This window comes from Teredinibacter turnerae T7901, assembly GCF_000023025.1.
In the GTDB taxonomy this organism is placed as follows: Bacteria; Pseudomonadota; Gammaproteobacteria; order Pseudomonadales; family Cellvibrionaceae; genus Teredinibacter; species Teredinibacter turnerae_B.
In genome coordinates this window covers 1,947,260-1,970,246 of record NC_012997.1, presented here as the reverse complement: position 1 = coordinate 1,970,246, position 22,987 = coordinate 1,947,260, and the positions used below count along the sequence as shown (strand labels likewise).

At 50.3% G+C, this 22,987-nt stretch carries 22 protein-coding genes; 8 read left to right on the top strand and 14 right to left on the bottom strand.

Annotated features, from left to right (window positions below):
• The first annotated feature begins 153 nt into the window (after positions 1-153).
• Genes folD through TERTU_RS08555 form a run of 3 tightly spaced genes read left to right on the top strand, consistent with a single transcriptional unit; the run spans position 154 to position 2,748 of the window.
• Positions 154-996, top strand: coding sequence for a bifunctional methylenetetrahydrofolate dehydrogenase/methenyltetrahydrofolate cyclohydrolase FolD (folD, locus tag TERTU_RS08565; protein ID WP_015820473.1), 843 nt, complete (start codon positions 154-156; stop codon positions 994-996).
• Between the two features lie 6 nt (positions 997-1,002).
• Positions 1,003-1,719 (top strand): pseudouridine synthase, encoded by a 717-nt coding sequence (locus TERTU_RS08560; protein ID WP_015817313.1) that lies wholly within the window; start codon positions 1,003-1,005, stop codon positions 1,717-1,719.
• A complete protein-coding gene (locus tag TERTU_RS08555) occupies positions 1,720-2,748 on the top strand; it encodes a class I SAM-dependent methyltransferase (protein ID WP_015820414.1) in 1,029 nt (342 codons plus the stop codon).
• A 5-nt stretch (positions 2,749-2,753) separates the two neighbouring features.
• Here the strand turns inward: TERTU_RS08555 and TERTU_RS08550 are convergent, their stop codons facing one another.
• From TERTU_RS08550 to TERTU_RS08535, 4 genes are all read right to left on the bottom strand, one after another.
• A complete protein-coding gene (locus tag TERTU_RS08550; RefSeq protein WP_041590145.1) occupies positions 2,754-3,086 on the bottom strand; it encodes a rhodanese-like domain-containing protein in 333 nt (110 codons plus the stop codon).
• A 138-nt stretch (positions 3,087-3,224) separates the two neighbouring features.
• The gene (locus TERTU_RS08545) at positions 3,225-4,016 is read right to left on the bottom strand and encodes a spermidine synthase (protein ID WP_015817068.1); all 792 of its coding nucleotides are present in this window, start codon (positions 4,014-4,016) and stop codon (positions 3,225-3,227) included.
• Positions 4,006-5,541 (bottom strand): alpha/beta hydrolase, encoded by a 1,536-nt coding sequence (locus TERTU_RS08540; protein WP_041590144.1) that lies wholly within the window; start codon positions 5,539-5,541, stop codon positions 4,006-4,008. Before TERTU_RS08540 ends, TERTU_RS08545 begins: the two co-directional genes overlap by 11 nt.
• Before the next feature lie 30 nt (positions 5,542-5,571).
• Complete coding sequence (locus TERTU_RS08535) at positions 5,572-6,267, bottom strand: pseudouridine synthase (protein ID WP_015816902.1); 696 nt, start codon at positions 6,265-6,267, stop codon at positions 5,572-5,574.
• 402 nt (positions 6,268-6,669) lie between these two features.
• On the opposite strand from TERTU_RS08535, the gene TERTU_RS08530 reads away from it, so the two are divergent.
• Together TERTU_RS08530 and TERTU_RS08525 are read left to right on the top strand one after the other, a co-directional pair.
• Positions 6,670-7,212: a DUF3806 domain-containing protein gene (locus TERTU_RS08530; RefSeq protein WP_015820347.1), complete on the top strand. Its 543-nt coding sequence runs from the start codon at positions 6,670-6,672 to the stop codon at positions 7,210-7,212.
• Positions 7,213-7,525: 313 nt separating this feature from the next.
• On the top strand, positions 7,526-7,735 hold the full coding sequence (locus TERTU_RS08525) for a cold-shock protein (RefSeq protein ID WP_015820878.1): 210 nt from the start codon (positions 7,526-7,528) through the stop codon (positions 7,733-7,735).
• 445 nt (positions 7,736-8,180) lie between these two features.
• On the opposite strand, the gene TERTU_RS08520 is transcribed toward TERTU_RS08525, so the two are convergent.
• Both TERTU_RS08520 and djlA read right to left on the bottom strand, forming a co-directional pair.
• Complete coding sequence (locus TERTU_RS08520) at positions 8,181-9,212, bottom strand: S1/P1 nuclease (protein WP_015820338.1); 1,032 nt, start codon at positions 9,210-9,212, stop codon at positions 8,181-8,183.
• A gap of 222 nt (positions 9,213-9,434) precedes the next feature.
• On the bottom strand, positions 9,435-10,232 hold the full coding sequence (gene djlA / locus TERTU_RS08515; protein WP_015818419.1) for a co-chaperone DjlA: 798 nt from the start codon (positions 10,230-10,232) through the stop codon (positions 9,435-9,437).
• A 72-nt stretch (positions 10,233-10,304) separates the two neighbouring features.
• Between djlA and TERTU_RS08510 the strand changes: the two genes are divergently transcribed.
• Positions 10,305-11,243, top strand: coding sequence for a fructosamine kinase family protein (locus tag TERTU_RS08510; protein ID WP_015816908.1), 939 nt, complete (start codon positions 10,305-10,307; stop codon positions 11,241-11,243).
• A gap of 34 nt (positions 11,244-11,277) precedes the next feature.
• Here the strand turns inward: TERTU_RS08510 and TERTU_RS08505 are convergent, their stop codons facing one another.
• From TERTU_RS08505 to TERTU_RS08485, 6 genes are all read right to left on the bottom strand, one after another.
• Complete coding sequence (locus tag TERTU_RS08505) at positions 11,278-13,434, bottom strand: sensor histidine kinase (protein WP_015817806.1); 2,157 nt, start codon at positions 13,432-13,434, stop codon at positions 11,278-11,280.
• A 51-nt stretch (positions 13,435-13,485) separates the two neighbouring features.
• The gene (locus TERTU_RS08500; RefSeq protein ID WP_266352090.1) at positions 13,486-14,040 is read right to left on the bottom strand and encodes a DNA-J related domain-containing protein; all 555 of its coding nucleotides are present in this window, start codon (positions 14,038-14,040) and stop codon (positions 13,486-13,488) included.
• 44 nt (positions 14,041-14,084) lie between these two features.
• Positions 14,085-14,894, bottom strand: a complete 810-nt coding sequence (locus TERTU_RS08495) for an ion transporter (RefSeq protein ID WP_015819660.1) — start codon at positions 14,892-14,894, stop codon at positions 14,085-14,087.
• Between the two features lie 69 nt (positions 14,895-14,963).
• On the bottom strand, positions 14,964-15,161 hold the full coding sequence (locus tag TERTU_RS21740; protein ID WP_143876281.1) for a DUF3012 domain-containing protein: 198 nt from the start codon (positions 15,159-15,161) through the stop codon (positions 14,964-14,966).
• Complete coding sequence (gene cysS, locus TERTU_RS08490) at positions 15,146-16,522, bottom strand: cysteine--tRNA ligase (RefSeq protein ID WP_015819205.1); 1,377 nt, start codon at positions 16,520-16,522, stop codon at positions 15,146-15,148. The genes TERTU_RS21740 and cysS overlap by 16 nt, the downstream gene beginning before the upstream one ends.
• Before the next feature lie 90 nt (positions 16,523-16,612).
• The gene (locus TERTU_RS08485) at positions 16,613-18,259 is read right to left on the bottom strand and encodes a glutamine--tRNA ligase/YqeY domain fusion protein (RefSeq protein ID WP_015818515.1); all 1,647 of its coding nucleotides are present in this window, start codon (positions 18,257-18,259) and stop codon (positions 16,613-16,615) included.
• Between the two features lie 152 nt (positions 18,260-18,411).
• Between TERTU_RS08485 and TERTU_RS08480 the strand changes: the two genes are divergently transcribed.
• Both TERTU_RS08480 and TERTU_RS08475 read left to right on the top strand, forming a co-directional pair.
• The gene (locus TERTU_RS08480) at positions 18,412-18,903 is read left to right on the top strand and encodes a peptidylprolyl isomerase (protein ID WP_015818016.1); all 492 of its coding nucleotides are present in this window, start codon (positions 18,412-18,414) and stop codon (positions 18,901-18,903) included.
• A complete protein-coding gene (locus TERTU_RS08475) occupies positions 18,903-19,628 on the top strand; it encodes a UDP-2,3-diacylglucosamine diphosphatase (protein WP_015817312.1) in 726 nt (241 codons plus the stop codon). Before TERTU_RS08480 ends, TERTU_RS08475 begins: the two co-directional genes overlap by 1 nt.
• A 173-nt stretch (positions 19,629-19,801) precedes the next feature.
• Here TERTU_RS08475 and TERTU_RS08470 read toward each other — a convergent pair whose 3' ends face one another.
• Both TERTU_RS08470 and TERTU_RS08465 read right to left on the bottom strand, forming a co-directional pair.
• Positions 19,802-21,664 (bottom strand): sensor histidine kinase, encoded by a 1,863-nt coding sequence (locus TERTU_RS08470; protein WP_015818779.1) that lies wholly within the window; start codon positions 21,662-21,664, stop codon positions 19,802-19,804.
• A gap of 18 nt (positions 21,665-21,682) precedes the next feature.
• The gene (locus TERTU_RS08465; protein ID WP_015820168.1) at positions 21,683-22,981 is read right to left on the bottom strand and encodes an ABC transporter substrate-binding protein; all 1,299 of its coding nucleotides are present in this window, start codon (positions 22,979-22,981) and stop codon (positions 21,683-21,685) included.
• Positions 22,982-22,987 lie beyond the last annotated feature (6 nt).

The following is a 22,987-nucleotide window of genomic DNA, read 5'->3' as shown; positions in this document are numbered from 1 at the left end:
GTCTCGAGAGGCGTGCATAATACAGAGGCGCCCTACGGTCGTCAACGCCAAGTTGATAATTTTTCTAACTTTTTTCATTGCTTGCTATTTGGTCTAAACCCGAACCTGTGGGAAAATGCGCGACCTCGAATTCGCTCAATACAGGAACATCCCATGTCTGCACTAATATTAGATGGTAAAGCGCTGGCGCAAAAAACCGAGGCCGAGCTTTCCGAGCGGGTTGCGGCGTTGAAAAGCAAAACCGGTCGCACCCCCATTCTGGCCACAATTCTCGTGGGCGGTGATCCGGCCTCTGCAACCTATGTGCGTATGAAAGGAAATGCCTGCACACGTATTGGTATGGATTCTATGAAGGTGGAGCTGCCAGAAACCACCACCACGGATGAGCTGTTGGCCAAAATTGCCGAATTGAATAACAACCCGGACGTTCACGGCATTCTCCTGCAACACCCGGTACCGAGTCAGATCGACGAACGCGCATGCTTTGATGCTATCGATTTAAGCAAAGACGTGGACGGTGTTACCTGCCTAGGTTTTGGCCGCATGGCTATGGGCGAAGAAGCGTATGGCTGCGCCACACCGAAAGGCATTATGCGCCTGCTGGAGGCTTACGAAATTCCACTGGAAGGCAAACACGCCGTGGTTGTTGGCCGCAGTCCTATTCTGGGTAAACCCATGGCATTGATGTTGTTAAATGCGAACGCGACGGTAACTATTTGCCACTCCCGCACAAAAGACCTTCAATCCCATATCGCGACTGCGGATATTGTTGTTGGCGCGGTTGGCATTCCCGAATTCATAAAAGCGGACTGGATTAAACCCGGCGCCGTTGTGGTGGATGCGGGCTACCACCCGGGTGGCGTTGGCGATATAGAGCTTGGGCCACTTGCCGACAAAGCCTCGGCCCTGACGCCGGTTCCGGGCGGCGTTGGCCCTATGACGATCAACACACTCATCTACCAAAGTGTCGATTCCGGCGAGAAAAAGCTGGCCTAAGTTGTTATGCGGCTGGACAAGTTTGTCGCAGATAATACGAGTTACAGCCGCTCACAGGTGCGCGGCTTGCTTAAAGCCAAGCGCATTCGTGTGAATGGACAAACTGCGCTCGCACCCTCGGCCGCGTTAAAATCTGACGACGAAGTTACCCTGGACGATGCGCCGCTTCAGGCCCGCAGTGACGTGTATTTGATGCTTCACAAACCTGCGGGCTACGTGTGCGCTAATACAGACGCGGAGCACCCCACGGTGTTCGACCTTCCTGGATTTAGCGCTCGATATTCAAATGCGGATATTGCCCGCTTACAGATCGCAGGCAGGCTGGACTTAGATACAACCGGCCTGGTCCTGATCACCAGCGATGGCCAATGGAATCATCGGATTACCTCGCCTCGCCAGAAGTGTCGCAAAGCGTACTATGTGGAGTGCGCAGCCCCCATTGCTGCTGAAACCAAAAGCGCGTTCGCAGAGGGCGTTCTGCTGCACGGCGAAAAGCGCCCTACGCTGCCCGCTGAGCTTGAGTTGCTCTCTGCCAACACGGCTAACCTGTACATCGAGCAGGGTATTTATCACCAGGTTAAACGAATGTTTGCGTCCACGGGCAACAAAGTACTGCGCCTGCATCGTTTTCAAATTGGCGCACTAGCGCTAGAGACCGATCTCCTGCCGGGCGACATGCGAGCACTGACCTCTGACGAAATCCGCCTACTGACTAACGCATAGATGACGCCATACACTCTTCTGGCCAAGCAGGCTATACACTACTCTCACCGCCTCTGGATTCTGGATGAAAATTTTCGCACAGAAGACGCTGGCAGCTTGTCGCTCACCAGCACCGATCTGGTGATGACCAATCGCTTCGACGTGGCAAATTCTTCTCCGCACTTAGGCCGCGCAGCAACGGTGTTCTCAGACTTTAATTTTAAGGAGATCGCCGAATACATGCCCGCGGCGATCTGCTATCGCGTGTCCAAAGAGCGAGCCGTTACCAACCGGGTTTTAAACCAGAGCGCATCGCGTTTGGATTCAGGTGGAATGCTGTTGTTGTGCGGCGAAAAAAACGACGGCATAAAAGGCTATGTTGAAAAAGCGGTTAAACAACTGGGGTTCGACGGAGCAATAGAAAAGCAAGGCAACCTTTATATAGCGACGCTCACACGCAATAGCCGCGAACCTGCGCCACTGGATGACAAACAGTACACACACCTACGCCTTATCAACAGCGACGTCGCCGCTGCCTATTTGAGCAAGCCCGGCGTATACGGGTGGAATAAAATAGACGAAGGCAGCGAGTTGCTGCAGCGTTCGATTATGGACGAGCCTGTAGCCATAAATGGCACCGCACTGGATTTGGGGTGCGGCTACGGCTATTTAGGTGTCGGCCTACTGAAAGCAGGCTGGCAACAGATTATAGCGACCGACAACAACGCCGCAGCAGTGCTGGCCTGCAACGCAACACTCACCGAAAACGGTGCGCAGAATTTCAGCGTTGTCGCTGCCGATTGCGGCAGCAGCATTGAGCGCAAGGCAGATTTAGTAGTGTGTAATCCACCGTTCCATCAGGGTTTTGGGGTAGAGTCATCGCTTACGAACCGATTTGTCGCCAACGCCGCCCGGTTACTCAAACCAGGCGGTACCGCCCTCTTTGTCGTGAACGTGTTCATTGGCCTGGAGCGAGCAGGTGCACAATATTTTTCGCATCAGGAAACCCTGGCCAATAACAAAAAATTTAAAGTAATCCGGTTTAGCTAGCGCTCTTACTTCATTTTTTTCAAAACATCGGAGTAACCACCTTCGTTGGTCACCTGGGTGTAACCCATTTTTTCCAGCGTTTCTTTGGCTATGCCAGAGCGGCGACCACTGCGGCAATACACGTGAATATCTGCGTTCTTATCATCCGTAACCTCACCAATACGCGCGGCGATCTCAGTATGTGGAATATTTACCGCAGCGCTGTAATGACCACCGGCGTATTCATCTGCGGAGCGAACGTCAATCCAATACTGGGTTTTTGCGTTTTGTTCTGCCATAACTTGAGTTCCGAAGAGTGTTGCCATAAATATTAATGCAATAAAAACTCGTCTTTTCATATCATCCCCATAAGATTAAAAAATCTTGCCCGATTACAACGAATTATCGATGTCAAATTGCCGGAGCTGGCGACTTTACAACCAACGTAGCCAGTGAAAAAAAGGCGATGGCCCAGTGCTGAATTTTTACACACAAAACTATAACCGTATACGGCGTACGGAAAAATCCCTAATTCTTTGCGAATAGCGTGCGCTTATCATACCGCAGGCGGCTGCCCACTTAAGTATCTCGCGCTCGTTTACTTTGTGATCTATTGGCATTTTGCAAAATACACCAATCGCATTGTGGTAGCCGTTTTTGGTAAACGCATATGCAGATTCAGCCAGGCACGCTTTCCTTAAGATTCGGCACGCGGCATTAAGTTGCGCCACACTTTCGAAATTAATGACGAGTAAACCATGATCGCGCAACCTGGAAAATAATTGCTCCAGCCACATTGCATCGCATTCAAAACAACGCACGGCCTCTCCAGGCTGGCTGTCGCTCTCGCGAAACAGATCTTCCAGCACATAATCATAAGGTTCGGACGCAGCGGATTTCAGCCAAAGTTCCGCATCCTGGCAGACGAGGTTTACCCCCGCGCGGCCCAACCCGAAATAGCGCTTAGCCAGACGCAAATGTACTCTATCCAGGTCGACACCATCGATAATACATTCGGGATGCAGCGCAAGCAGCTGGTTAAGTGCAGCTCCCCCGCCGACACCCAGAACCAACGCCCGCGCCAGCCGGGATTTTAACTCTGAACAATCAGTTCCAGGCGAAAGCAAAAAGACGGGCAATAAAAAAAGATCCCACAGGCTGCCGATCAGTGGATTATTCGGGTTCCACTGGCTGTGAAACACACCGTTTGTGTAAAGGCGCACGCTCGCGCCCGCAGTTCGAACTTCGTAGCGCACGCCATTTTTTATTTCTGTGTGCTTAATTGCCATGCCGACAAACCTCTTTTTCCCCGAAGATCCACCGAGCAATGGCATTTACACCACAATAACCGGACGACAAAACACTGTGGCCGACTCCTGAAGCCTCAACCAGGGTAACCTGCGGTTGCGATTGCGCAAGATCACGAGCCCAGATTACCGGCGTCACAGGGTCTCGTTCGCCAGCAAAAACCAACAAGGGGAGATTTAGCCTTATATTCTGCGCGTTAAGTACATCCGGATTTGCAAAAACCGAAAGCGCGCAAACATCGCTGCTGTAGGCTAGTTCAAGCTCTTGTGCCCATTGAGGGAATTGCTGTTGCGCAGCAACGATATCAGCCGCCGAGTCGTGGCCATTGTCGATACATTCTGTAGCGTAGAACACTAGGCTGGAAAAACTTTCTGCAAAAGTGGAAGCCACAAAAGCTTCGAGAACGAGGATGAGAGGGGGATTATCCAGCACTGCCGCTTCACCTAAATTATCATCCAGTAGTTTCAGTCCTTCGTAAAAGCTGGGCAAAAGAGAGCGGTCATAGAGAACAAAATAACTGAGTGCCAGTAAGCGATCGGCGGTTAAGCGCATCGAGATGTGTTTTTGATGCTGCATACAGTGCTGCAGGGGACTTGGGCAAGGGTCCAGATTATAATTCCAGTTATCCAGCCGTAGATCTAGTTGCATCTCCACACGTGTTAACCGCTGGTAAAGCCGCTGCCATACATTGCCAAACCCCGGTGAGTTTTGCTCGTGATACCGCCAGGCGCGTTCCAGCAACATCGGCCATTGCGCCAAAGCGCCCTGCCCTGGTGGATAAACCGAATCAAGAATCAACGATTGCAATTCCGCGCGCTTGGCGTTTTGTGCTTGCTCTGCAGCCAACAAAGCAACACGGGTACCGTAAGAAACACCCCATAAGTGCCAGCGTAAATACCCGAGATCCTCCAGCAGACCAAGCGCGTCGGCTGCCTGGGCGCGCGATGAGAAGGCAGCGTAAAACTGGCTGGGCAGAAGGCCATTTGATTTCGCTTTGCGTTCGGCATATGCATCAAAACAACGCTGCAAAATAGGTAGTGATGCCGCAGCCTCCTCGGCCGCCGTTACTGATCGGCTCAAGGTTTCTAGCGAAAAGCGTTCGTAAGCATCGCACAGCCATTCGCCCGATGAGCCGCGCGTACCCCGCGGGCTGTAAAGTATCAAATCAGCGGCAGGTTTTGCCGTTGCAAGCCAATCGGCCCATACGCGCAGATTATCCGCATCTGTTTGCGCTCCATCGCCAGGCCCTCCCGCAATATGCAATAACGCTGTTCTGGGCGCAGCCCCTGTCGAGAGTACAGCAACAGGAAGACGAAACTCACCGTTAACCGCGGTTCGCCACCAAAAACACTTCAGCGTTACACCAGCGGGGAGCGCACTAGATGACAGCTCGCACTGGCGCTCACGCAGAGCAGGGCTAGCCTCCTCGGCCACATCTCCAGAGCGGGAATGCCCGTCACAGGCAGCGATCAGCGAAACAACAATAATAACTAGCAGCCACGCCACGGCATTTGTAGGGTAACTCGTCACGTTTGATTACTGGCCATTCTTGGCGGCTGGCCAGGGCAACTCGAAAGGGCTTTGCAAGTCGTCGAGCGCACTCTTGAAGTTTTGTGAGCAAAAAAGGTCGCCGTGCTCAGGTGGGCACACGTAACTGTATTCGTTGCCATCTACTGAAAATTGCAGAGCAAACGCGTGTAAATAGCAGCGGTCCGCGTCGCCACCGCCATAGCGCTCGTCTCCCAGTATCGGTGCGCCCAGAGATTTCATCGCAACCCGCAATTGATGCGTTTTTCCTGTGATCGGACGCAAAACAAACAAGCGTTTGCCCTCGACGCCGCCTTTACTAAAAAACTGCGTGTGCGCGGGTGCGTTAAGCGAACGGGTGAGCATCCAACTGCCGTTGCGGGCTTTCACCATATCGCCCCTAACCGCACCCTGCTTTTTGGCTGGCTTTTTTGCGCTCAACGCCAGATAACACTTGTCGATCGCACGTTTTTCAAACAGCGTAGAAAAATATTTATTTGCGGCCTCACCCTTAGCAACCACCAGCAAACCGGACGTGGTGCGATCCAACCTGTGGCAGGGGAACAGAGACTTGCAACTAAAATCGTGTCGCAGGGATTGTGTCAGGGTGATTTCCCCAGAATCCGCAGTGCCGTGCACCACCGCCCCCGGGTATTTATGAATGAGCAGAAAACCTGGTTGCTCATCAACAATTGAATAAATCATGTAACGGATCTATTTCCTCTAACAGGCTGAGGTGCACTGTATACGTCTTAAACCACTTGATGCGAGCAGGACACAGGACTTGTTAAGTAAAATACTAAGTAAAATACGCTTTAAGATAAGCAGTGTGCCCTAAAGTGTGAGGTTCAAGCGATCTGAACCCGGCCGCCAGTTGTAACACAGAAAAAATTAATGCCAGCACTGGATACATCTGTTACAGCCATAGTCAATATAAGCCAAACGAATGCTTGCCGGAGCCAATAAACGCGCAAACAACATATATTGCCAGCCATTCAAGTAAAATTCTGCCATCATCGACTATGATTTTGGTATATCCGCACAGTGCAAATATGTATACATAGATTAATCCGCATCGTGACGGTTGCAATTTTAAGGTTAAAGAAAATGAAAAAGACCCTACTCTTTATCTCTCTTTTTGTGGGCGCCGCCTCCCCTGTGTTTGCGCTTAACGACGAAGATATCGCCAGCAAAGTCCTGGCTCAACACCAGGATGGACCAGAAATACGACCACTGAACTGGCTCAACGAAAAATTCCTTGAACGGCAGAGAAATTCGGTAAACGACATCGTTGGCACGCATTTTGGCCAAAAAATTCAAGGGAACAAGCGAGATTTGGCATTGCTGCAGCGAATTATCAACGAAGACATTATTAAGAATAACGAAACTCAGGACCTGCAGGCTTTGGGCGCAGTCCTGGGTGACGTTTTCGTACACGAGAACGACAAGTTTCAGTGGGTTGTGTACGAGGACGAGCTTGGCCCCACCCAGGCCGTATGCATTAAAGAAACAAGCCACTGTCTTTTTCCAATCACCATGTTATCGCGAAGAATGGAAGTTGGGCTCAAACCCAATGTCAACAAAGTGTATGAGTCCGCACTCAACGATTTGGCAGAATTTCTTCCTAAAACGCCCTATTCGGTAGACTAAGGCGCAAAGTTCTCGAGAATACAATTCAAAATTGTATTGTTTTCGTCATAGAAGCGGCCTAGAATCGAAATCGGGAGTTCGAGAGCCACGTAGGGTTTTGCTGCCCAGCCAAACCTCAAGGGATTGTTCTTTCAGCCATCGCGGCGTACTACCTATGTTTCGACTGGCCTGTTACGACATAACCACTGACACGTTGTTTTCAATTACCCATCAGCATGACGGGCACACCGGTTGCCAAATTCCCCAAATTTGGCTTCAGTGAGGGAGAGCTCGGCGTATTTAAGCAGCATTTAAGAAAGGTTAAAGCAAGACAATGTCAGACAAACTCAACGGAACAGTTAAATGGTTCAATGAAAGCAAAGGCTATGGATTTATCAGCCGAGAAGGAGGAGCTGATTTGTTCGTTCATTTCAGCAACATTATTGGTAGCGGATTCAAAACTCTGAAAGAAGGCCAGGCAGTCACCTTCACTGAAGGTACAGGCCAAAAAGGCCCACAGGCTGAGAACGTAGAGCCAGCATAACTTCCGTTTGCTCCTTCTGCGCTATTGTAGAAGGACGACCCAATATCCGCACACCAGCCTGAACCAATCAGGGTGTTCGATTGCTCCTTACGGGCAGGCTGTTTTGCTTTCCTGTTTCCTTTCCTCAATTGGATAAGGTCCACTTCAGGGTTGTTGGTATTTCTAGACTTACTTTCAAAGCAGCTCGGCAATATTTTCTTATTCTTTCAAGTTCTTAACTTTCAAGTTCTTAGATAACCTCCCAGCGAAAACCAATATATCTTGGCTCGTTTTTCACGTGTTAATTTTACTTAATCGAGCTCGTTAAATCGCGGATCGCATTTTTGCAACATCGCCACTGGCATTTTTCAGGGCTTGCCCAAGATTACCGCATGGCTTAGAGCTATCCTATTCGATAAACCAAACAACAAACTGCCGCGCAGAAGATAGTTAACATGCGCAACACTTACGTTTTATTCCCGGTCAGCTCTTTGAGCAATAGCGCTATTCGCTGAGCTGCCTGCTGCGCCCTTATGCGCGATAACCGCCGTACGGTTGTAATGTAAGCATTCGAGCTAAGCTCCAGATTGGGCGCATAAACTTCACTCGCCAAAGCTAAGGATTCATTTTGTATCACACGATAATCGACCGCCGTTGGCGAGCGAGCATCTGCTACGCCTAAGGGTGAAATCATATCAGGTTTATCGAACAGGCCTGCTCCGGAGTCCCAGAGCTGGTGCAACGAGCGCTCACATTTGTTTCGCCGCTTGACAACACATAGACCGTTACCGCCAAAATCGTGAGCACAACCTTCCAGTGAACCAGTTAAGTTATGGAGTGGCTGGTGGGCATCCGCCAGAAGATGCGTCCAAAGTGCTAAGGTGACAGCACGCTGGGCAATTGATAACTCCCTAATCAGCGCCGATTCGAGTTGAGGCAGTACATCGTATAATTGACCGCGATCCCTAAGCTCACAGGCTGCGGAGAACTTTCTATCGTTGAGATTGAATACCTGATTCGTAAAATGCCAACTAGCGATTTCACTTGAAGTTAACCCCTTCAATACGGCCGGCACCTCTGCGCCCACCATTCGATACAATTCACCAAGGGTTTTATCACGTTCACGGTCCGGCCAAGAAGCAAAAAAGCACAAGGACTTTTGCGAAAGACAGGATTTAGGCAGGAAACGGCTATTGCCACTAGCTCTGTTATATAGATATTCAATTTGGGTAAAAGCTTCCTTGCGTGCAGTGGGGTCTAACTGGGACAAAGCACTCCCCAGGATTACCGCGTGGCCACTGTAAGACCATGAGTACACTTTACAAGACAACGACAACGCTAATATCACCAGCCAGCATCCCCAAAGCGGCCATAGCTTGGGGCGCTTCGCCCCAATACCAAGTAACCCAGCGCACTTGGTCAGCCAGCTAGTTTTGAGTTGAATCGCTAGACGAGTTTTCTGGACCAGATCCATCGACGCATGTATTGAAGCACGCATTTACATATTCCTGTCCACGAGCCTTCCTGGCCGTGTGCATCACCCTGGCGGTATTATTTTTAGAGCATAGCAGCCGCCAGATTTACTGGCGGCTGCGCGCTTAGAGTTAAGAAAAATCGCCAAACAGGTGAAAACCACTCCTCGAGAAAGTCAGCCCGCAAACCGCTTCCCATAGCGCCAAGTGCTTGTCTGTTTATCACCAACCGCAGAATGCCTAACTGCTTAACCTCGGCGATGCTTCTTGATCAAATCGTATGCTGCTTGAATTTCTTGCGCTCGCTCAGTGGCGACTTTTAGCATATCTTCTGGCACACCCCGCCCGGCAAGCTTGTCTGGGTGATATTCGCTCATGAGTTTTCGGTAAGCACTTTTCAGCTGCGCATCACTTATCGAAGCATCTACACCGAGTGCACGGTACGCGAGTATCAACTCGTCTTCGCGCGGCTGCGGTGGCGACTGTCGCCCCTGTTGATTGCGATAGAAATGCGCCTGCGCTTTCACCATGCCGAGCAAATGGTTAAACGCAAATGATGAGTAGCCGAGTGTACTGGCAATGTCAGCCAGCACTTTTTCCTCCTGCTCATGAAGATGATTATCCGCGTAAGCGAGTGAAATCAAGTAGACCAGAATCATTTGTTTGAGGTCCGGGTACTTGCCGCAAACAAGATTAAAATCGTCGAGCAGAGCGTGCGGATTAAAATCAGACTGAGCGCCTTGCTGGAACAACGCAATCGCTTTTTTGCGCGCCTCAACACCAAGTCCCATTTTTGCCATAAGCTGCTCGGTGCCACTGACCTCTTCTTCTGAGACCCGTCCGTCGGCCTTAGCCAGATGTCCTAAAAGCGGAAAAACTGCATTAAAAAACGCCGTTTCAACTTTAGCCCGCTGCTCAGGATCAAACCGTCGAGCAAACTGCTGCCTTCCGTGGTCGAAAAAATGGCCTATCAGCACGCCCAAAATCGCCCCAAATGGACCTAAGGTAAGAAACCCTATTAACCCTGCAATTATTTTTCCTAACATTCCCTAAACCTTGATGGCTAAACCCACAATTATACAATGACAAGATAACCCGCAACGACACGCTACCAACCTATGACAGCAAAACTCTGGCAAGATATCAAAACGTCACTCTGCAACAGGTTAGAACAGGACCTCACGCTTGTGGGGTACAACGCTGTCGGAGGCGGCGACATTAATGAGAGCTTTCGGCTCGAAACGGACCGTGGGAGTTTCTTCGTTAAACACAGTTCTGCCGGCGAGCCCGATATGTTTCACGCAGAAGCCGCAGGTTTAGCGTGCCTTTCCAGTTTCAATCAGTTGCGATGCCCACAGCCGCTCGTCTGCGGGGAATACGGAGGTACACGTTATTTTGTGATGACATTTTTACACCTGACTGGAAGCAGAAATGACGATCTACTCGGCAAACAACTGGCTAGCCTCCACCGCGAATCAGCTAACTCGCACGCTGTTACTGACGCTTGCTCCTCTCGCCCGCCGGCAGCAACGCCCTTCGGCCTGCAAATCAATAATTACATCGGGCTTAGCCCCCAAAGCAACACGCCAGCTAAGCATTGGCATAGCTTCTGGCTTGAGCACCGTATGGAGCCACAATTGCGCCAGGCGATTGACAATGGATACAACGTGATTGCGCGCGGTCTTAAGCGCCTCGAAGAAAACACAGAAATCCTGCTACACGGGCACCAACCAATGGCCAGTGCGGTTCACGGTGACCTGTGGAGCGGAAATAAAGGAATTTGTGAAGACGGAAGCCCCGCTATTTTCGACCCTGCATTTTACTTCGGGGACCGCGAGGTAGATATCGCCCTAAGCCGGCTATTCGGCGGTTTTAGTTCAGGCTTTTACCACCAATACAACGCCACTTGGCCACTGGATGCGGGTTTCGAACAGCGCGAGCACCTGTATAACCTCTACCACTTGCTCAATCACCTGAACCTATTTGGACATGGCTACCTGGGGGCTTGCTTGAATACTATCGAAAAAATAGACCAGCTGGCCGCAGCACACCGCTAACAGCAGCAAATTACCCAAACTGCACAGACTCGCATTACGCGCTGGAATCACCACCGCCCAACTCGCGAAGCTGAGTTTGTTTCACAGGAAGTTTCACAGTAAACGTGGTGCCAACGCCAAGCTCGCTGGTAAGGTCCACACTTCCACCATGCATTTTTACAAACTCTCTGACCAGAAAAAGCCCGAGCCCGGTTCCCCGCTCAGAGCCAATCCGACTCTCCAACTGGCTGAATTTTTTAAATAACTTCTGCTGGTCCTGCTCGGATATACCAATACCTGTATCAACAACCTCAAAATAGATATGCTCTCTGTCTTCGAGCAATTGTTTCACGCTCAACTGCACCGAACCGCGTCGTGTTGCCTTGAGTGCGTTAGACAGCAAATTTACCAAAATCTGAACAACTTTATTGCGATCGCAAACAATAAGCACATCCACGGCTAGCTCTTTTTTTACCAGCCGCACATCGCTGCGCTCCGCATAGATCTGGCACTCCGCTACCGCTTCCTGCAGTAGTTCGTTCACGCTTTCCTCGTGCGCACGCAACTTCACACCGCCCGATTCGATCGCGGTCATATCGATGATGTCGTTCACTAGTGCCAATAAATGGTGCCCATTAGTATGAATTCTGCGAATAGCCTCGTAGTGAAACTCATCAACCTGGTGCTTGAGCTTGTCCTGTAGTCGTCGGCTAAACCCGATTATTGAGTTCAGCGGGGTGCGAAACTCGTGGGACATTTTGGCGAGAAATGCCGTTTTTGCTCGATTTGCCGTCTCCGCCTCAGTGAGTGCGACCTCAAGTTGACTCGACCGCTGGTTGAACCAGAATGCAATCAGGCCAAGTTCATCCTTACGCCGATGACTGAGCTCCAGCCTGCCTCGCGTTGGTTGGCTTACAACTTCAGACAAGTCGTTGAGCAAACGACGCAGCGGCCTAAACAGCTGCCGGTGGAGATAAGCATATCCGAGCAACCCCAGCAGCAGTGTGCTTGCCACTATGCCCCAGACCATACGCAGAAAAACTCCATCGGTCAGGCCAAGCTGGTTGGTATGACGAAATACAGTGACAACTTTCCAGTTGGTATCCGCCAGCTGGTAAACAATCGCCGCCGCGTCATCGAATAACAACCCGTCTTTCGGCAGTTCCTGGCGACCCAACTCTTCGGGATAAAACCCCTGGTTCTGTTGCAAATTCCAGATGTATGCAGCTATTCGTCGAGCCTCGGCGGCATCAATCTGATAACTTGCGTTGGCCAAAAGATCAACATTCAGCATGTAATCGGTGGTGCGCTGGGAGAAACGCCCAAATATGCGCCTTTCAATTGCCGCCAGCGTATCAGCCAAGGGCTGAAAAGACGGCTGCAGTAAAGCCAGCTCCTCAGCATAAATATAATCGGGCGTGCTTTTTCCACCCACAAGTCGCTGAGTCATTACCCGCTCCGGGTAGGGATACGCGATAAACTTATTATTGCGATCCACGACAAAAGCGTATGCATTCAGCGTATTGACGAGCCGGTCCAGAACCAAGGAAACGCGGTCCAAACGGAGGTCAACTGTAGCCACACCGATGAATTCACCGTTGCTATAAATGGGTGCAGTGCATGTCACCATGGGTTGCAGCGAGTAAGGGTCTGTGTAGGAGCGCGACCAATAAACCTGCCCGGGTTGCAGCAACCTGGCCGGGACATACCACTCTTCGTTGTGGTAGCCATGACCGTCGGGATTGTTGTAATCGTCAAAAAAGCGCAGCTTTCCCTGCGCATCTCTACCCCAAAAAAAGCTGTTGCGGACTTTGTCTTTACTGAACGCGTATGGCTCGGGCCAGATGCCACCACCCGCAACCAGCCCATCGCGCCCCATCTGATCGAGGATCGTGGGTACATAGTTAAATATGGCTTGCTCGTCGCCTGCCGCACTCTCGCCAATTGCGGCGAGCGAGCGGGCGATACCTGCCACCTGCGAAAACTGATGATCGAGAGCCAAAGCCACACTCTGACCCAACAGCATTTGCGATTGATCGCCGATTTCAGCAATTTGCGGACGCGCTTTAATCCAGATAAAACTGATCGACGCCCATACGATGGCAGCAATCAAAATGATGAGGCCGATGGTTAGGCGAGTGGTTAAGCGGAATCCATAGCTTTCAGCGTTAGGACTGGCAGATGTCTCGGGTGATGGCTGCTGCGCATTCATTCTGAAGATGTTGTGTTATTTGGCCCTAAACGACTAAAGGATAGACCCTGCCTAGCTGTAGTGCTTTTTAAGTTGCTCGTATGCTTCCCGGACAGCGACAAACTGCGTTTGATCGCCGCCAAAATCCGGGTGATGACGCCTAGCGAGTGATCGGTAGCGGTTCTGAATTTCAGTCCAACTTGCTGTATCGCTTACGTCTAGGATACTGCGCGCCCCATCAAGTTCATCTTGTGAGGAAAACCTCCGCCAAAATTGATCAAGCCATGCGGTCACCTGCGCTTTATCGGTGCAGAAAAGCTGTCGCTCATCCAGGTAAAATTCCGCCAAAGCGTGCGCAGATCCATCCATCGAAATCGATTGCCCTGTAGATTCTCGTGAGCTTAGCCGAATACCTACCGCAGAAATCTCCATCTGGATATCGGTCTCCTGCAGCGCGGCTTGCACGGTATAGAGCCCGTGACGAATCACAAAATGCTGCTGGAACAACGCAACAGTCGCGTCCGTGTCCCACCGGATATCATGTTCCCTTCGCAGCCATTGCAACAACTCGAACTCGGATACTTGAGTCACACCTTCCCACCACAAAGCTCTAACTTGACGCTCAATGCATTGACTCAGGCTGAGTAGGCAGGCTTTATCGAGTTCGTGGGCTATGAGAAATCTCCCCGCTGGGATTTTATTAAGGCTTTCAATTCGCTTAATTCCTGTCGAATAGCGGCCAGTTCCGAGCTGCCGTCCTCACCATTTGCAGCCGCGAGGGCCTGATGCTCCTTCTCCATCACACTCACAACAATACCGATCACCATATTCAGGAAGGCAAAAGCTGTGAAAAAAATAAAAGACAGGAAGTAGATCCAGCTCAGACTATAAACGGTCATGGTTTCGTACATGACGTCCGTCCAGTCTTCAAACGTCATGACACGAAATAACGTTAGCATACTTACCGCTACATCGCCCCAAAGCTGAGGATTAATCTCCTCAAAAAATGTGCTGCCAATAGCGGCGTATATGTAGTAGATGATGAACATGAGCAACATCACATAGCCTAACTGTGGTAATGCTTTCATCAGGCTCACGATCAAAACACGCAGCTCTGGCACAATTGAAACCATCCGCAAAACACGGAATATTCTTACCAACCTGCCAATGACCGCCAACTCGCCATTTTCGATTGGGATAATGCTGATAAGTACAATTAACGTGTCGAAGAGGTTCCACGGACTGCGGAAAAAACGTGATTTTCGGTCTTCAGCCAAAAACCGAATGGTTATCTCAATAACAAAGATAACTGTGATCAGCCAATCCAGAACGACGACCGCTTGTTCGACAGCGGGTGGAATGTCGTAGGTTTTAGCCCCGACCACCAGTGCAGAAAAAACAATGATGCTAATGACAAAAATTTCGAAAATTTTATTGGACTTAATTTGCTGAAAACGCGAATTCAACGAATTAGCTTGCATACTTTTTAAACACTCTTTTTACATCACTAAATTACTGGCGATAGAGCGAGTCCACCGCCGTGGAGCGCTTTATATACAATCACAGGAGAAGGACTGGTAGTCCTCCTCCACCCACTCTGCATTGGGTTTTTCCAGCATCTGGTCGCACCATTCCTGAGACTGCTTCTGTCGGCTCTCGGGACAACGCGCTGCCGGCTCGTCGTCGGCGCAACCACTACTCAGCCAGAGACTCGCAGTAACGACTAAAGCAATTACGCTTTTTTCCACGTTGTCCCCTCGCGCGAATCTTCTAACAATATGCCTTTGGCTTTGAGCTCTTCACGAATCTCATCCGCGCGCGCATACTGTTTATCCAACTTCGCCTGTTGGCGCTCAGCAATAAGTGCTTCAATCCAACTGACATCTTGTTCCGCGCCGCCTTGGAACCAGGTTTCAGGGTCTTCCTGCAGCAACCCCATCAAATTAGCAAGGGCGAGCATCATACCCTTAGCGCTTTGGGCCTCTTCGCTCTCGGGTTCAGCTTTATGGACGGTGCGCGCCAGTTGGTGCAATTCGCTTATTGCCAGCGGGGTATTCAGGTCATCCATCAAGGCGGCAAAACCGGGGCTTGCTGCAAGCGCTGGCCCGGCTGGAAGGATTTCCTCCTCAGTTTTGCGTAAGGCCCCGTATAGCGAATCGAGGCTGGCTTTGGATTGCTCCAGCAACTCGGCCGAAAAATCCAGTTCAGAACGGTATTGCGCGGAAAGCAGCGCAAACCGGATTACCTCGCCAGGAAACGATTCCAGCAATTCACGCACTGTACGGAAATTGCCCAGCGACTTGGACATTTTTTCGCCGTCGATATTAATGTAACCATTGTGCATCCAGTACTTAACATACTGCTCGCCATCATGCGCGCACTGGCTTTGCGCACGTTCGTTCTCGTGGTGGGGAAAGATGAGGTCGCGTCCACCACCGTGGATATCGATCGTGTTGCCCAGGTGCTTCTCGATCATCGCGGAACACTCCAGGTGCCAGCCAGGTCGACCTCGCCCCCAAGGGCTTTCCCATCCCGGTTCTGCATCCGCACTCGGCTTCCACAACACAAAATCGCCAGCATATTTTTTATAGGGGGCGACCTCTACACGAGCGCCATCCAGCATGTCTTCCAGGCTGCGATTCGACAACTCACCGTAGTCCCCCATCGACTGTACATCGAACAATACATGGCCATCTGCCGCGTAAGCGTGGCCTTTATTCACCAGCGCCTGCGTCATTGCGATCATTTGCTCAAGATGCTCAGTTGCATAGGGCACAATGGTTGGCTGCAGAGCATTGAGTTGCGCCATGTCGCGTTCGTATTCCGCCGCATATCGCGCAGCCAATGCGCTTATTGGCTCACCATTCTCTGCGGCAGCTTTCATGATTTTGTCGTCAATATCAGTAATATTGCGCGCGTAAATCACGTTATCGTAGAGGTATTGCAGCACCCGAAATAACGTATCGAAGACCACCACCGGCCGCGCATTACCAATGTGCACCAGGTTATAAACTGTGGGCCCACACACGTACATTTTGATAGCGGCTGGGTCAACAGGAACGAAGTCCTCCTTTTGGCGGGTGGCGGTGTTATAGATCCGTAAACTCATATGCCCTCTTACTTAACTCTCGTTGCTCTCATTACTGACGTTGCTTTACTGCCAGGTATTGCACTGCACGCGCTTCAATGATGCGTGGATTTACTTAAAACCACTGTCTCGCAAACCTATCGTGCGATTAAATATCAATTTTTCGCCACTCGTATCGCGACAAAAGTACCCTTCGCGCTCAAACTGATAACCCGCGCCAACCGCAGCCTCGGCCAGACCTTTCTCACCCACACAATTCTCGAGCACAACCAGACTGTCCGGATTCAGACATTGGAGGAATTCGCCGCCGGCATCCGGTGCTGCTTCATTGAACAAACGGTCGTAGAGATTGACAGTAAACGTTGCACAATCGTGGGCCGCAACCCATTGAATAACGCCTTTCGGCTTCACGCCGTCAGCAGGATCTTCACCTAAAGTCTCTTCGAGCAAACGTGCGCGTATTTCAATAACGCCGCCCTGCTCATCTTTAATAGCCTCTTCGGCCTCTATCACGTATGCATTACGCAATCGCACACGCTTGCCAAGTACCAGACGCTTGTACTTTTTATTCGCCTCCTCGCGGAAATCCTCCTGATCAATGTAGATTTCGCGACCAAACGGCAAGGTGCGGACGGGCAAATCATCTCGGTTAGGATGGCCCGGTGCCGTCAAGGACTCGGTTTTATCGGCCGGATAGTTGGTCAGTACGACTTTCAACGGTCGCAACACACACATGGCGCGTGGTGCATTTTTATCGAGATCATCCCGAATTGCATGCTCCAGCATGGCAACATCGACAACGCCATCGGACTTGGTCACTCCGATCATGTCGCAAAATTTACGCAGAGAGGCAGGCGTATAGCCGCGACGTCGATAGCCTGCAATAGTTGGCATCCGCGGATCATCCCAGCCAGACACGTGATTTTCATCCACGAGTTGCTTGAGCTTGCGCTTGGACATCACCGTATAGCTCAAATTTAAGCGGCCAAATTCAAATTGCCTCGGTTTGGCAGGTACCGGCAGGTTCTCGATAAACCACTCGTAAAGCGGCCGGTGGTCTGCGAACTCCAGGGTGCATATGGAATGGGTGATACCCTCAATGGCATCTTCCTGCCCATGCGCGAAATCGTAGGTGGGGTAGATGCACCACTTATCACCGGTTTGATGATGAGCCTGTTTGCGGATTCGGTACAGAATCGGGTCGCGCATATTGATATTGCCGTGCGCCATATCGATTTTTGCTCGCAGCACTTTGGTGCCTTCATCAAACTCGCCCTGCTTCATTCGCTCCAGCAAGTCGAGACTCTCTTCAACACTGCGCTCGCGGTACGGTGAGTTTTTACCCGGTTCGGTCAAGGTGCCCCGATAAGCCCGAGCCTCTTCGGCATTGAGGTCGCATACGTAAGCCTTGCCTTCTTTTACCAGGTACTGAGCCCACTCGTAGAGCGTGTCAAAATAGCTGGACGCATAGCGCACCTCACCGCTCCAGTCGAACCCGAGCCAGCGCACATCAGCCATGATCGATTCAACATATTCGACGTCTTCTTTCGCCGGATTGGTATCGTCAAAGCGAAGATTGCACTCGCCGCCAAAAGTTTGCGCGAGGCCAAAATTCAAACAAATGGATTTTGCATGACCAATATGCAAATAGCCATTGGGTTCCGGCGGAAACCGGGTGCGAATTGCCGTATGCACACCAGTCTCCAAGTCTTTTTTAATCAATTGTTCAAGAAAATTTAGAGGCTTCTCTTCAGCCATAATACAAATCTCAACCCTGGTATTTTATGCTGTAAAGCGGTGAACCCCGGTTTTTCTGGGCCGCCAAAACGCGTATTATAGCCGCCTTCCCGCGCCAGACGCAGGCACTATTTTTGTTAAAACGAGCTCACTTGGCTCCGAAGGAACACGAAATGATTACATTACACACAACTTTTGGTGACATCACCCTGGAACTGGATTTCGAAAAAGCGCCAAAAACCGCAGCCAACTTCAAGCAATATGCCGAAGATGGCCATTACAACGGAACAATATTTCACCGTGTGATCGACGGTTTCATGGTTCAGGGCGGCGGCTTTAGCGACGATATGAGCCAGAAGGCCACCCGTGATCCCATTGATAACGAAGCAGACAATGGGCTTAAAAACGACACTGGCACCATCGCGATGGCTCGCACCATGGACCCACACAGTGCATCTGCGCAATTTTTTATCAATGTGAAAGACAACGACTTTCTGAACTATCGCAGCAAGGATATGCAGGGCTGGGGTTACTGCGTGTTCGGTAAAGTCACGTCAGGCATGGATGTGGTGAACAAAATTAAAGGCGTGAAAACCGGTAATCGCGGCGGTCACTCGGACGTTCCTGTTGACCCGGTTGTGATTGAATCGGTCACCGTGGCCTAATGGCCATTCAGTACTTTATTTCGGATCTCCACTTGCAACCGGATCGCCCTGATCTGGTTGCCGCTTTTTATCGTTTCATAGACACCTATTTGCAAGACGCCGATGAGCTATACATTCTCGGCGATTTTTTTGACGCCTGGATTGGCGACGATGAAGACGCCTCCTTCTATCTGGACATCGCAGCCAGGTTAAACCTCCTTAGCACTCAAGGCGTAGCGATATACTTCCAGCACGGCAATCGCGATTTTTTGATCGGTGAGCAATTCGCAAAATCAGCCGGCGTGACGCTCTTGCCAGAACAACACAAAACTCTGGTTGCTGGCAAACCTGTGCTATTAATGCATGGAGATAGTCTGTGTATCGATGACACCGAGTACATGGCGTTCAGAAACCAAGTCCGCAGTGCCGCCTGGCAACAACAGGTTCTTGCGCTGCCGCTGGAACAACGTCGTGCGATGGCAGCACAGTTGCGCTCGCAAAGCAGCTCGATGAATGCCATGAAAGCTGAGGACATTATGGACGTGAACCCGGAAGCGGTTGCACAAGCCATGCGCAAGTTCGATGTGTCGACAATACTTCACGGACATACTCACCGTCCAGCAGTGCATGAGATTGAACTCAATAGCCACCACGGAAAACGTTTTGTCCTGGGCGACTGGAATACAACGGGGTGGTTTATTCGCGCCAATGCAAGCGAATTGCAACTCGTAGAGTTTGATTTTTAAGACAGGGTTGTGGACTAAGTCCCGTTGACACCATTTCGATGCGCATTTTGTGAGTGACACGGCAGCCATATATAAAAAGTGCATTCGTTTTCGCGGATGCGCCTTTTATGTTTTTCAAGGCTAGTGCGGCCCTTATTACTCTAGCTCACCTGAAGCCATGCGCTTTTCGTAAATCAATTTTTGCTCGTACCCGACTCTCCAGAAAAAACAACAGGCACCCGCAAGGAAAATGTACTGCCCTTACCCACATCGCTAGCCACAGAGACGCGCACCCCCAATAATTTACTCAAACTGGCAACAATGGCTAGCCCCAGTCCAGAGCCCTTACCGACTTGAAACCGGCTACTATCGTCAAACTGCTCGAACCGCAAAAACAGCCTTTTTTGGTTTTCTGGCTCGATGCCAATGCCGGTGTCGATTACCCGCAAGCTGACGTATTTTTCACTGATATCCCGCTCCAACTCGATCTTAATACCGCCCTCATTAGTATACTTAATTGCATTGGACAGCAGATTCAACAATATTTGACTCAGCCGTGTAAAATCCGTGTGCACCGTGGCTGTTTGGCTGCGTATAAATACCAATTCGAGATTTTTCTCCTCTGCTGCAGGCCCCACCTGTGTAACGGCTTGCTCACACAATTCATTCAGGTCAACTGGACGAATGCTAAGATCAAGCTTTTGCGCCTCAATTTTGCTCAGATCCAAAATATCGTTGATCATTGCAAGTAAATGGCGGCCATTACGCTCGATAGCTTCTAACGCTTTAAGCTGAATAGCTCGGTCGGAATTTACATGCTTTAACAAACGCACGGTATAACCAATAACAGAATTAAGGGGAGTACGAAGCTCATGCGACATATTTGCCAGAAACTCCGACTTAATGGAGAGTGCTTTTTCTGCGTGTCTTTTCGCGATCGCAAGTTCAGCGTTTAACGCTTTTTGATCGCTGATCATTTTTTTTGATTCCAGCAAGAGCTGATTTGTTTGCGCGTTCTTTGCCCGGAACACATCCGCTGCCGACGCCAACATACCAATCTCGTCCTTGCGATGGCTTTCCGGAATATCCTTAACCGGCTCGTCTGCAGCCAGTTTCTCAAACACCTGAGTAATTCGATCAATCGGCTGCGTAATACGCTTGTAAAACAAGAGAGCTGATACTGCTGCCAATACAACGGCAAACAATGACACAACAGCAATCCACATTTTCTGCCGGTCGAGACGGAGATTTACCTGATGACGAGATAGGTTCGCCTTTTCCACCAAACGGACGTGTAAGTAGTTTGCGTAGTAGATGATTTCGTTCGCGGAGCCGGTAATAACAACATTAATGAGATAAACATAATGCCGCGTAACCGCAACAATTTTCACAAACCGCTTCCTGTATTCAGCAATTTCGCGCTGCCACACCGTTCGGGTTTCCGAGTCTAGCGAGGCCGACTTAAGCCGCGAGCGAGCAATATTTAACTGCTGTTTAAACCTATCAAAATACTTTAAATCGTAAGCGGAGAGATAGGAAACAGAAGCCGCATGCGCAATTAAGAGCGCATTATAAACATCAGCACCGGCAGTATTCTCTGAGAATATCTCGTTGAGTCGGGTGGCAAAACTGAGGTGCTCATTGATCAGAACCGACCGTTCGCGCCGTAACGAAACGACCGTTGTAAAATTTTCGTGGTAATCCTCCAGATGAGATTCCATGAGAGCCAGTTCATCCTCGAACTCAGACAACGAATGCTGAGTGTTAACACTACTGATTTTCTTTTCAATCTCGCTATAGTAAAAGTTAACTTTTTCCTCTGAGCTCGCACTGGCGGTCTCTTTAAAAATTAGTGCATTGCGCTGTAAATCAATAACATTTCTCTCGATTTCACCCACGGTGTGAGTGACGTCTTCAATTTCCATGAGTTTCTGCAACGACTCATCAAAAATACTATAAGACAGAGAGAAAAAATACGTGAGCGCGATAATGGGCAGGGCCAAAAGCGAGAAGGCGACAACAATTTGTAATTTTATCGAGTAGTAACGTAATTTCACATGCGTCCCCACTGGCGATTACAGGCTGATAAATTCATACCATTTCTGCAGGCTGTAGTCGTAGGTTGGCATTACTGTATTCCACACGGCGATATTGCTTAGTCGCTTTTCGTACGAGCCGCCGGTACGCCGCTCTCCGGCTTTCACTGAAATATTTCCGTCGGTTCCGCGCAGAGGAATTCGGGTTTCCTCACCCAGATACCAATACCGCCATTCATCATCAGACAGCAGCTCGCGAGAGTGTTCCGGGTTGGATATGTAATAGCCCTGGCGGGCGATAAACGCACCGGGCCAGCCAGACAGCCACCAGTTCATATACTCATAAGCCGCATCTTTCGCGTAGCCCTGGGTCGCAGAGGACAAACACATTACCCCGTGCCAACCCCGGTAGCCTTCCTTCGGAGCCGCGAATATCACCGGAATATTCATCCCATTCAGGGCGGTAACACCGGGCGAAAACATGCTCTGAATAACGACCCGCCCTTGCTTCATAAACTCAACAGATTCTGGGACAGACGTCCAAAAACCATTAAAGTGACCGCGCTTTTTGTATTCCGACAAGGCTTCAAACAAGAGATCGATCTCGGCGCGGGTCATTGATCCAATATCTTTGAAAGTTGCCAACCCCAATGACTGTGCGGCGAGGGCCAGATCGAACAGGCCAATCGTCGGAGCATTTACCACCCCTACCTTGCCTTGATAATCCGGGTTAAGCAGCCAACTCCAGCTCTCTGTCTCATAGGGTTTGCCGGCAGCGATAGAGCGCGTGTTGTAGCCAAATGAATCGACATTATGTACGTAGGGAAGAAAGCTGATGTGCTGCGACGGCGCCGCTGACAAAGTACCATCACTCTGCACATTCAATATTTTGTAAGGCGCGTCTCCCGCACCAAATTGCGCCTCGGGCGTGAGTTTTCCAGTTTTTGTTAGGGAATTGATCTCCGCCCAGCGCACGATGCGGCTCTTCTCTATTGGCTGAATCGATCCCGACTGCCAGAGCACATGGATGCTGTTAGACCATTGCTCGTACAAGTCGAAACTTTCAGGAGATAAGGATGCTTTCTGAAGTACCGCGGCACTGCCCTTTGGCTCGAACTCGATATTGAAACCCAGATCGCCCATTGCACGCTGCCGAATATCCTCTTGCAAGGTGACGTGGGTACCGAGGACTCGGATGGTTACGTCTTTGCGGGTGTGAACATAGGGCGCGGTAATGGCTGAGCCGGCGACAGCAGCACCTATGGTGGATTTTACAAAGCTGCGACGCGTCAGCGCTTCTGCACACGTATTGCAATGAGGTTGTTTTGCCGTTGTCATACGTTA